The organism is Venenivibrio stagnispumantis, from assembly GCF_900182795.1.
In the GTDB taxonomy this organism is placed as follows: Bacteria; Aquificota; Aquificia; order Aquificales; family Hydrogenothermaceae; genus Venenivibrio; species Venenivibrio stagnispumantis.
The window spans coordinates 21,221-31,905 of the sequence record NZ_FXTX01000019.1 but is presented as its reverse complement, the minus strand read 5'-3'; the positions used below and the strand labels follow the sequence as shown (position 1 = coordinate 31,905).

13 protein-coding genes are annotated in these 10,685 nt (G+C 32.7%); 3 read left to right on the top strand and 10 right to left on the bottom strand.

Translation table 11 applies throughout. The features are described 5' to 3' along the window. Positions 1-82: 82 nt before the first annotated feature. Positions 83-262 carry a sulfite exporter TauE/SafE family protein gene (locus tag QOR43_RS07205; protein ID WP_265134881.1) on the bottom strand — a complete coding sequence of 60 codons (180 nt, stop codon included), beginning with the start codon at positions 260-262 and terminating at the stop codon, positions 83-85. 1 nt (position 263) lies between these two features. Beyond that, positions 264-593, bottom strand: a complete 330-nt coding sequence (locus QOR43_RS07200) for a sulfite exporter TauE/SafE family protein (protein ID WP_283571461.1) — start codon at positions 591-593, stop codon at positions 264-266. Positions 594-674: 81 nt separating this feature from the next. Between QOR43_RS07200 and folE the strand changes: the two genes are divergently transcribed. Next, positions 675-1,238 carry a GTP cyclohydrolase I FolE gene (gene folE / locus QOR43_RS07195; RefSeq protein ID WP_265134878.1) on the top strand — a complete coding sequence of 188 codons (564 nt, stop codon included), beginning with the start codon at positions 675-677 and terminating at the stop codon, positions 1,236-1,238. A gap of 29 nt (positions 1,239-1,267) precedes the next feature. Here folE and QOR43_RS07190 read toward each other — a convergent pair whose 3' ends face one another. From QOR43_RS07190 to QOR43_RS07155, 8 genes are all read right to left on the bottom strand, one after another. After that, positions 1,268-2,173 carry a 2-oxoacid:ferredoxin oxidoreductase subunit beta gene (locus tag QOR43_RS07190; RefSeq protein ID WP_265134877.1) on the bottom strand — a complete coding sequence of 302 codons (906 nt, stop codon included), beginning with the start codon at positions 2,171-2,173 and terminating at the stop codon, positions 1,268-1,270. Positions 2,174-2,199: 26 nt separating this feature from the next. Further along, on the bottom strand, positions 2,200-3,987 hold the full coding sequence (locus tag QOR43_RS07185) for a 2-oxoacid:acceptor oxidoreductase subunit alpha (RefSeq protein WP_265134876.1): 1,788 nt from the start codon (positions 3,985-3,987) through the stop codon (positions 2,200-2,202). Between the two features lie 65 nt (positions 3,988-4,052). Beyond that, positions 4,053-4,931: a succinate--CoA ligase subunit alpha gene (gene sucD, locus QOR43_RS07180; protein ID WP_265134875.1), complete on the bottom strand. Its 879-nt coding sequence runs from the start codon at positions 4,929-4,931 to the stop codon at positions 4,053-4,055. Between the two features lie 13 nt (positions 4,932-4,944). Continuing rightward, entirely contained in the window at positions 4,945-6,108 is a 1,164-nt protein-coding gene (gene sucC, locus QOR43_RS07175) for an ADP-forming succinate--CoA ligase subunit beta (protein WP_265134874.1), read from the bottom strand. A gap of 13 nt (positions 6,109-6,121) precedes the next feature. Then, on the bottom strand, positions 6,122-6,682 hold the full coding sequence (locus QOR43_RS07170) for a Fe-S-containing hydro-lyase (protein ID WP_265134873.1): 561 nt from the start codon (positions 6,680-6,682) through the stop codon (positions 6,122-6,124). Between the two features lie 10 nt (positions 6,683-6,692). After that, positions 6,693-7,538: a fumarate hydratase gene (locus QOR43_RS07165; RefSeq protein ID WP_265134872.1), complete on the bottom strand. Its 846-nt coding sequence runs from the start codon at positions 7,536-7,538 to the stop codon at positions 6,693-6,695. Positions 7,539-7,550: 12 nt separating this feature from the next. After that, entirely contained in the window at positions 7,551-8,549 is a 999-nt protein-coding gene (locus tag QOR43_RS07160) for a malate dehydrogenase (RefSeq protein WP_265134871.1), read from the bottom strand. Positions 8,550-8,813: 264 nt separating this feature from the next. Continuing rightward, positions 8,814-9,218 carry a desulfoferrodoxin family protein gene (locus QOR43_RS07155; protein ID WP_265134870.1) on the bottom strand — a complete coding sequence of 135 codons (405 nt, stop codon included), beginning with the start codon at positions 9,216-9,218 and terminating at the stop codon, positions 8,814-8,816. Between the two features lie 259 nt (positions 9,219-9,477). Between QOR43_RS07155 and QOR43_RS07150 the strand changes: the two genes are divergently transcribed. Both QOR43_RS07150 and QOR43_RS07145 read left to right on the top strand, forming a co-directional pair. After that, entirely contained in the window at positions 9,478-10,089 is a 612-nt protein-coding gene (locus tag QOR43_RS07150; protein WP_265134880.1) for a superoxide dismutase, read from the top strand. After that, positions 10,090-10,683, top strand: a complete 594-nt coding sequence (locus QOR43_RS07145; RefSeq protein ID WP_265134869.1) for a serine/threonine protein kinase — start codon at positions 10,090-10,092, stop codon at positions 10,681-10,683. Positions 10,684-10,685: the final 2 nt, after the last annotated feature.

The window sequence follows — 10,685 nt, the reverse complement described above, 5'->3', positions numbered from 1 at the left end:
GTTTCTTTAACAGCTCTTTTAATTCTTCCGTATTCTCTTTTATTAACTCTCTTTTTACTCTCTTCATATTAATTATTATACATCAGTTTTGGTATAACATAGCAGGCACAGTGCCTATTCCGAATAAAATCATAACAACCATACCTTTAACCGGATTTTGTTCAAATAAAGCCCTCATTAAAAAAGCATAAACAAGAGGACAGGGAAGAAAACCATTAAAAACACCAAGAAGAAATGGATTTTTTCTAAATGATTTTAATATATCAGAAATTGTTATAAATATAATCTAAAAAATATACTCCTTTTTCCTTCAATCCTCCGGCTATCTGTAATCCAAATATAATAATAAAAATACCAATTATTACAGATAAAACCTGCTGGATAAATTGGAACTCAATTTTATGAAAAAACATTCCAAAATAACCGGCCAAAAAACCAAGAAATGCATAACTAAAAATTCTTCCTATATTATATAAGATATTAGAAATCCAAAAATTTTTACTTTCAATTAATGAAGGAATAAATCCACACATACCAATACAATGGTAAGAGCCAAGAAAACCACCTAACAAAATTAATATATAATCTAACATCATAATGACACCTATCATAACATCATAAAATTGTAATATGATATTATCTTACAAAAATTGAAAAATAAAAAGGAGAGAAATATGGCAATTGATAAAAACAAAATAGAACAGGCAATAAAATTATTTATTGAAGGTATAGGAGAAGACCCAAACAGAGAAGGACTCAGAGATACACCAAAAAGAGTAGCAAAGATGTGGGAAGAGTTTGAAAGTTATAGAGAGATGAATATGACTATATTTGAAGAAGTTGGAAGCTATGATGAGATGGTAGTTGTAAGAGATATACAATTTTTCTCTCTTTGTGAACATCATCTTTTACCTTTTTTCGGTAAAGCACATATAGCATATATCCCGAATGGAAAAGTATGCGGTCTTTCTAAACTCGTAAGAGTAGTAAATAAATTTTCATACAGACCACAAGTCCAAGAAAGATTAACAGCAGAGATAGCTGAATATTTAGAAAAAGAGTTAAATCCAAAAGGTGTGGCAGTTGTGATGGAAGGGGTTCATTTGTGTATGTCGATGAGGGGAGTAAGAAATCCTGAATCTGTAACAGTAACAAGTAAATTAACTGGAGTATTTAAAGAAGATGAAAAAACAAGAAATGAATTTTTAAATCTTATAAATTCTCATAAAAAAATATAAAAAAAGGGAGCGTAAGCTCCCTTTTAAATTTAAGGTCTGTATCTATTTAAAATAGCATCCCAATCAGGATTATCAGATGCTCCATACTTTTGTTTTAATGCAAGAACTTTATCTTCAAATGTTGGTTTTTCTTCTTTCCAGAATACTCCAAGCATAACTTTTGCATTAGGGTCATTATCATGGTCTAATACGTGTCTTGCAAGTTCAAGAGCTTTAGCTCTATCTGTTGGGTCATGTCCTAAATCTTTATTAATATCTATTGTTCTTCCTTTGTAATAATTAAATGTATCTATTTTGTTATATGTAGGACAAGGTGATAAAACATTAACAAAAGCAAATCCTTTATGTTCTACTGCTTGCTGGATTATTTCCGCCTCATGTTTTGGATTTCCTGAGTAAGTTTGAGCTACAAAAGTAGCACCACATGCAATAGCAAACTCTATTATATTCATAGGCTCTTCAATATTTCCATAAGGTGTTAAAGAACCTTTATAACCTGTTCTTGATGTTGGTGATTGTTGATTTTTTGTTAATGCGTACATTCTGTTATCCATACAAATAACTGTTATATCAAAATTCTTTCTTGCTGCATGGGGGAAATGCTCCATTCCTATGGAGAACAAATCACCATCACCGGCTGTAACTATAACTGGAATTTCTGGCTTTGCAAGTCTTGCTCCAACTGCAGCAGGGATAGCTCTACCATGGCAAGTATGCATTCCAAATGAATTCATCCATAATGGAAGTCTTGAAGAACAACCAATACCTGACACAAGAGTTAATGCTGTTGGGTCAAACTGTTCTTCACTAAATACTTTTGTAAGTGCAGTAACTACACCAAAATCACCACAACCTGGGCACCATGTTGGTTCAATATTACTTCTGTATTCCTTTGGTGGTAATTTTTCTTCAAGCTTTATATACTGGTATGACATGTTTATTACCTCCTATAAAAATTTATTTAAGCTCTAACTGTTTTTCCTACTAATTCTTCTATTTTTGCTTCTATTTCTGCTGGTATAAATGGTTCGCCTCTGTATATATTGTATTGAACCGGTTTAACATCTGTATACATTCTTATAAATCTTGCAAACTGTCCTGTGTAGTTAGCTTCAGGTACTAAGGTAATATCTGACATACTTGCAACTTTTTCAATAGCTTTTACAGGCACAGGATAAAGAAGTTTTGGATATAATGCTGCAATTTTGTATCCTTTCTTTCTTAATCTTTGAATAGCTTCTTTTGTGATTGAAGCAGTTAATCCCCACGCTATAACAGAGATATCTGCTTTTTCTCCTTCCTGTAAATCTCCTAAATCCCATTCTAATAAATGTTGATTTTCTTCTTCTATATTTTTCAATTTTCTAAATCTTTTTTCCATCATTGCTGTTCTGACATCAGGTCTTGTTCTTGGAGATGAATCTTCACCGTGCTCTAATCCTGTTGCTGCATAAGGTTTTGGAGATACTCCCGGAGCAAGCATTGGAGCAATACCTGTTTCTGTTATTTTATATCTTAAAACTTCATCTAAATTCACATCCATATCTTTTGTAATAAGAGGTCTATTTATTAATTTAGATTGGATTTCTTTTATATTTGGAGTTGGAATCGCTTCTGCTCTTAAAGATAATGAAGCATCTGTTAAGAATAAAACAGGGCATTGGTATCTTTCAGCAAGATTAAATGCTTCTATTGTTAGATAGAAGTTTTCTTCAACATTTGTTGGAGCTATTACTATTCTTTGAGCATCTCCGTGTCCGCCTATTGCTGCTGCATAAAGGTCTGCTTGGTCATGTTTTGTAGGCATACCTGTTGATGGTCCACCTCTTTGAACATCTACAATTACAGCAGGTATTTCTGCCATAGATGCAAGTCCTATTAATTCTTGCATTAAAGAAACTCCCGGTCCTGATGTTGCTGTCATAGCTTTAACACCGGAGAAAGATGCACCTATTACTATTGCCATAGATGATATTTCATCTTCTGCCTGATAAACATATCCATTTGCTTTTAATATAATTTCTGATAGATAATTTCCTACAGTTGTTGCTGGTGTAATTGGGTATGCTGCAAAAACTTTACATCCTGCTACAGCTGCACCAAGAGCAATAGCTTCATTACCCTCAAGAATGATTACATCTTTTCTTGGCATTCTTTCAGGTAATCTGTAAGGGTCTACTTTTTTAATATTATTTTTTACCCAGTTGATACCTGCGTCTAAAGCTTTAAAGTTTAACTCAACAACATCCTGTCCTTTCTTAGAGAATTTATTTACAATCTGCTCTTTATATACATCAATAGGAATATTGAATAATTCAGAAGCAGCACCAAGAGCAACCATATTTTTAGTTATGTATGCACCGACTTCTTCTTTTGCAAGCTTAGACATAGGGACTGGATAAAGAATTACGCCCATTTTTTCTAGCTCTTCAAATTCAGGCTCAAAATCACCGCCTTCAGGTCCGTCCCATACAAGCACTGTTCCAGGTTTTAAAAGAGGCTTATTTACTTCGTAAGCTTCACCATTAAAAGCAAATAATATTTGAAATCCATCACCTTGAGATAATATCTTTTCATCAGACATTCTAACTTGTGATAATGCATATCCACCTTTAATTTCAGCAGGGAAACTTTTGAAAGTTACAACTTCAAGTCCAAGATATGTAGCTGCTCTCATTGTAAAATCACCGGCTGATATTACACCTTCTCCGCCTTCACCTGCAAATTTAATTGTTAAATCAAACGCCATCTTCGTTGCCTCCTGAAATTTATTTTAAAAAATATAACACTGTTTTATTTTTTTTGCAACTCTTTTTATCTTTTTAGTAATTTTTCAACAGTTTCACCAATAATAGATGGGTTTTTAACTGTTACTGCACCGGCTGCCTCAAGTGCTTTATATTTTTCTTCTGCCGTTCCTTTTCCACCTGATATTATTGCTCCTGCATGTCCCATTCTTTTTCCTGGAGGAGCTGTTACACCTGCTATATAGGCAACTACCGGTTTTTTAACATATTGCTTTATAAACTCTGCTGCTTCTTCTTCTGCAGTTCCGCCGATTTCTCCTATCATAACTATTGCTTCTGTTTCTGGGTCATCTTGAAACCATTTTAAAACATCAGCAAAAACGGTTCCTGGTATTGGGTCTCCGCCTATTCCAACAGCTGTTGATTGGCCTATTCCTCTTGTTGTTAATTGGTATGCTGCTTCATAAGTGAGAGTTCCACTTCTTGATACAATACCTACATTACCTCTTTTAAAGATATGTCCGGGCATAATTCCTATTTTTGCTTCTTCTGGTGTAATTACACCAGGGCAGTTTGGACCAATTAATACAGTATTTGGATAATATTTTTTAATATACTGTTTTACAGGAAGCATATCATTTACAGGTATTCCTTCTGTGATACATATAACTGTCTCTATACCTGCATCAACGGCTTCAAGTATTGCATCTGCTGCAAATGGTGGTGGAACAAATATAAGTGAGCAGTTTGCTCCGGTTTCTTCTACTGCTTCTTTTACGGTGTCAAACACAGGTATTCCTTCTACATTTTCTCCTTTTTTGCCAGGAGTTACTCCTGCTACAACTTGTGTTCCGTAAGCTTTACATTGAGTTGCATGAAAACTTCCTTCTCTTCCTGTTATTCCTTGAACTACTACTTTTGTATTTTTATTAACTAATACCGCCATTTAAAAAACCTCCTTATTTATTGGCTAATTCTACTGCTTTTTTTGCACCTTCCCACATTGTATCAGCAGTAATTAAATTTAATCCTGATTCTTCAAGCATTTTTTTACCAAGTTCTACATTTGTTCCTTCCATTCTAACAACTACCGGAACATTTATAGATACTTCTTTTGCTGCTGTAATTATACCTTCTGCCAATCTATCACATCTTAATATTCCACCGAATATATTTATAAATACTGCTTTTACATTAGGGTCTGATAATATTATTCTGAAAGCATTTGCTATTTGAGTAGCATTTGCAGAGCCACCAACATCTAAGAAATTTGCCGGTTCTCCACCTGCTAATTTTATTGTATCCATCGTTGACATCGCAAGACCGGCTCCATTTACCATACATGCGATATTTCCATCAAGTTTAATATAGTTTAGGTTGTATTTTTTAGCTTCAACTTCAAGCGGTGAAATCTGGGTTGGGTCATCCATCTCCATTATTTCTGGATGTCTAAACAATGCATTATCATCAAAATCTACTTTTGCATCAAGAATAACAAGATTTCCTTCTTTTGTTAAAACTAAAGGATTTATTTCTACCATAGATGCATCAAGTTCTATGTATATTTTATAAAGGGTTTGGAATATGGATGCTGCTTTATTTATAAGATTTTTCGGAAGACCAAGTTTTAATGCAAGTTCTCTTGCCTGATAACTTCTTAAACCGATAAATGGTTCTATCACTTGGGTTATGATTGCATCTGGATTTTGAGCTGCAACTTCCTCTATTTCCATACCACCTGCTGCAGATACCATTATTACCGGTTTTGATTTACTTCTATCAAGGGTGATTGCTACATAATACTCTTTATCTATATTTGTTCCTTCTTCTATATACAATCTGCTAACAGGTTTTCCTTCCGGTCCTGTTTGAAATGTTACAAGTATTTTACCAAGTAGTTCAGAAGCTATTTGCTGAACTTCTTCTATATTTTTTGCAAGTTTAACACCACCTGCTTTACCTCTACCTCCTGCATGGACTTGAGCTTTAATAACTACCGGAAAACTGCCGAGTTCTTCTGCTGCTTCTACTGCTTCTTTTACATTAAATGCAGGATAACCTCTTGGAACCGGAAGACCATACTTTGCAAAAATTTCTTTAGCCTGATGTTCATGTACCTTCATACTCTTGCCTCCTTTATGTAATAACTAATTTTCTATATTTTTTCTGTCCTTCTTCAAATACATCTCCACCGTATATATCGTTTGCTACAATCACAGGAAAATCTTTAAATTCAAGTTTTCTTATAGCTTCTGGTCCTAAATCTTCATAAGCAACCATTTCTACCGATACTATATGCTTTGATAAAATTGCTGCAGTTCCACCATAAGCAGCAAAATATACTGCTTTATATTTCTTCAAAGCTTCTTTAACTTCAGGACCTCTCCATCCTTTTCCTATGGTTCCTTTAAGACCAAGTTCTAATAGTTTTGGAGTATATTTATCCATTCTATATGCAGTTGTAGGACCGGCAGAACCTATAATATGTCCCGGTTTTGGTGGTGTTGGACCTACATAATAAATAACTTGACCTCTTATATCAAAAGGTAGTTTTCCTGTTTGTTCGTATTCTTGAAGCATTCTTTTATGTGCTGCATCTCTTGCAGTATATACATATCCATTTAATAGGACTTTATCTCCTGCTCTTAAATCTTCTATTATTTCATCTGTTAATGGGGTAAAAATTCTTTTTTCCATGGTTTGCTCCTTAAATTTCTATCTCTTTATGTCTTGCTGCATGGCATTGAATATTTACTGCTACCGGTAAAGATGCTATATGGCAAGGTGCCATCTCAACTTTTACATCTATTGCAGTAACAGTTCCTCCAAAACCAAGAGGTCCAACACCGAGCTTATTGGCATCTTCAAGAATTTCTTTTTCTATTTTAGCAGCAATTGGGTCAGGATTTGGCTCTCCTACTTTTCTAAATAACGCTTTTTTTGCAAGAACGGCAGAATAATCAAATGTTCCTCCAATTCCTACTCCAACGGTAAAAGGTGGACAAGCATTTGGCCCTGCATTAGCTATTGCTTGTAAGACAAATTTTTTAACACCTTCCCATCCATCAGCAGGTTTAAGCATTGCTTGTTTACTTTGATTTTCAGAGCCACCACCTTTTGCCGCAAATTTTATCTTTATTTTATCTCCAGGCACAATGTTGTAATATATAAGAGCCGGTGTATTATCTCCTGTGTTTTTTCTTTCAAAAACAGGGTCAAAAGATAAAGAAGCTCTAAGATACCCTTCTTTTGTTGCCTGTCTTACTCCTTCATTTATTGCATCTGTTATATATCCACCCACTATATGAACATCCTGACCTATATCTACAAAGAAAACAGGATATCCGGTATCTTGGCAGTATGCAATCTGCTCGGAAGCTGCTACTTCTGCATTCTTTACTATTTCCTGTAATATCTCCTTTCCAAGAGGTGATTCTTCTTTATTTATAGCTTCTTTGAAAGCAGTTAGAACATCTTCAGGTAAAAAATAGTTTGCTTCCATTACTAATTTTTTTACTGCTTCTGTTATTGTTTTTGCATCTATAGTTCTCAATTTTAAACACCTCTATATTAATTTTAACTCTTTTATTCTATTTATGCCTTCTTTAACAGATTTTACAGAAGATTCCCACATTTTTTTCTCTTCCTCGGAAAGTTCTAATTTTACTACTTCTTCCCATCCATGAGCTCCAACTTTAACTGGAAGACCTATACAAACATCATAAGCATTATAAAATTTTGCATCTTCTCCTTCAAGATAAACAGAGCAAGGAAGTATCTCTTTTTTATCCCTTAATATTGCTTCTATCATCTCAACAACAGAAGAACCGGGAGCGTGATAAGCAGAAGTTCCCATAAGATTAACTATCTCTCCACCACCAAATTTTGTTCTATTAATTAGTTCTTCAAGTTTTTCTTTACTAAATAATTTTGTTAATGGTATTCCCCCTACATTAGAAGCCGATAAAAGAGGAACCATATCATCTCCGTGGCTACCAAGCACATAACAGTTTATATTTTTTACAGAAACTTTTAACTCCATTGCTATAAATGCTTTAAATCTTGCTGTATCTAAAACTCCTGCCATTCCAAGCACTTTATTTTTTGAAAATCCTGTTATTTTCAATGTTGCATAAGTTAGGACATCTACCGGATTAGATACAACAATAACAGTAGCATTTGGAGCATATAAGGCTATCCTTTCTGAAACTGTTCTTATAATGTTTACATTTGCAGTCAATAAATCATCTCTACTCATTCCGGGTCTTCTTGGAAATCCGGCAGTTATAACAACTATATCAGAGTTTCTTAATGGTTCGTATCCCTGTCCATCAGGTGTAACGGTATAACCTTTTACATCAACATCTACACCAAGTGAAGTTGCCATCTGTTTTATATCAAGGGCTTTTCCTTTTACCACTTCAAATGTTTTATCTTCAGTTTTTCTTGGAAGGTCAAACATCTTTATATTTGCAAGTTCTCTAATAGCTATAAGATTGGCAACATGTTCCCCCACATTTCCCGCTCCAATAATAGAAACCGTAGGTCTTTGATACTCTCCCATTATTACCTCCAAAAGTTTAAAAAATTTAACATAATTAGGATATAATCATATTTTAAATTTGTCAATAAAACAGTGTTTGATTTTTTAAAATTTAGATAAATATTTGAGTAAATTAAGAAATTTTTGATTGTAATAGATTACCGGATTGATATCAAAAATTAGAAAAATAGAGAAAAAATTAAAATCTTATTAGATTAAGAAGATTTAGATTAAGAAGATTTTTTAAGGGAGAAAAGCCCTCATAAGAGGGCTTAAATGGTTGTATTAAACGTTAGAAGGTTCTTTTTCTATAACATTAACCTCAACTGTTTCACTTTGCCAAAGACCGTGTTTTGTGCAGTAGCTCATAGCATTGAGTTTGAGCTTATCTTTTGTAGGAACTATATAAAAATCTACTTCTGCTTGGTTTGGTTTATTTCCCATTACTCCAGGAACAAAATTAACCTGTGCTAAAAATGTATCTCCATCCCATAACTGAACATAAGCAATATAATGGTCAAAATCATCCGGATGAACATACTCATTACCAACTCTAACTTTTACCTTAAGTTTTTCTCCTTTTATAGCTTCACCTTCTACATGAACAAATGGAGAATGTCTGTCAATAAAATCTCTTTTAGCTTCTTTGTCAATAGTGCTAATGTCTACATAGCTATTTACTTTTGGCATTGCAATACCTCCTATTTTTTATTAAATTTAGATTACCATTTTAATGTATTAAATATTTTTACTAAATGATTTTAATCATAGGTAAAAATTTTTTATCAAATAAGATTATATTTATAACAAAACAGAGGTTGAAATAATGAATAGAAGGGATTTTGTGAAAATTTTGGCATTATCTACAATTGCAACCCAAAGCTATGCAATGGAAATTTTAGAAAAAGAAGAAAAAAAACCTATTAAATCCAAAAAGGAGGTAAGTAAAATGAAAGTAGTAAAACTTCAACCAAAGGATTATCTTAAACCAAAAGGTTTAGTTGGTATCTCTGATGAGCAGATTGAAGTTCATTTTGAAGGTCATTATAAAGGTTATGTAGCAAAATATAATGAAATTCAAGAAAAGTTGGCATCTGATTTTGCAGATAGGTCTAAGGCAAATCAAAATTATTCTGAATACAGGGCTTTAAAAGTTGAAGAAAGCTTTAACTATATGGGTGTTATTCTTCATGAATTATATTTTGAAAATTTAATAGGTGGTGGAAAAGGAGAGCCTTCTAAGGAGTTGAAAACTGCAATAGAAGAAACATTTGGCTCTGTTGACAACTGTCTAAATGAAATAAAAGCAACCGGAATAGCTTGCAGAGGTTGGTCTACCTTATCTTATGATGTTTATAATAAAATGCTTTTTGTAAATGGATTTGATGCCCATAACCAATATGGCTTTGTTGGTTCTTTTCCTCTAATAGTTCTTGATGTCTATGAGCATGCTTATTATGTAGACCAAAAGAACAAAAGACCACCTTATATAGATGCATTCTTCAAAAATCTAAACTGGGATGTAATTAACCAAAGATATGAAAGAGCAATAAAAGCTTAAATGTTTTTTGAAAAGATAAAAGATGATATAAAAGATTTAAAACAGATAGGAGAAGGCTGGAAGGCAAAAATATATGCCGGATACTACAATGGCCTTCTCTTATCTTTTAAAATACCTATCAAAAAAGATTATACATTTTCAATAAAAAAAGAAGGCATTATTTTAAAAGAGTTAAATAAATATAATATAGGAGCAAAACTATATTTATTAGGTGAAGATTTTATAGCATATAGATATATAGAAGGAAGACCTTTAAATGAAGTTTTAAATAAAGAAAATAGCAAAATTCTCTTATCAAATTTATTAAATCAGGCAAGAAAACTTGATATATTAAAAATAAATAAAGAAGAGATGCATAAACCTTACTCAAATGTTTTGGTAACTGATAATTATGATGTATATCTGATAGATTTTGAAAGAGCATCTAAAACATTATCACCAAAAAATGTAACCCAGCTTATAACATTTTTCTTAAATAATAAAGATTTGTTTGAAAATATAGATAAAGATAAAATAATAAATCTGCTTAAAATTTACAAAAATGGATATTCAGAAGATACTTTTATAAAGTTAAAAAATGAGTTTTTTAAATAAAA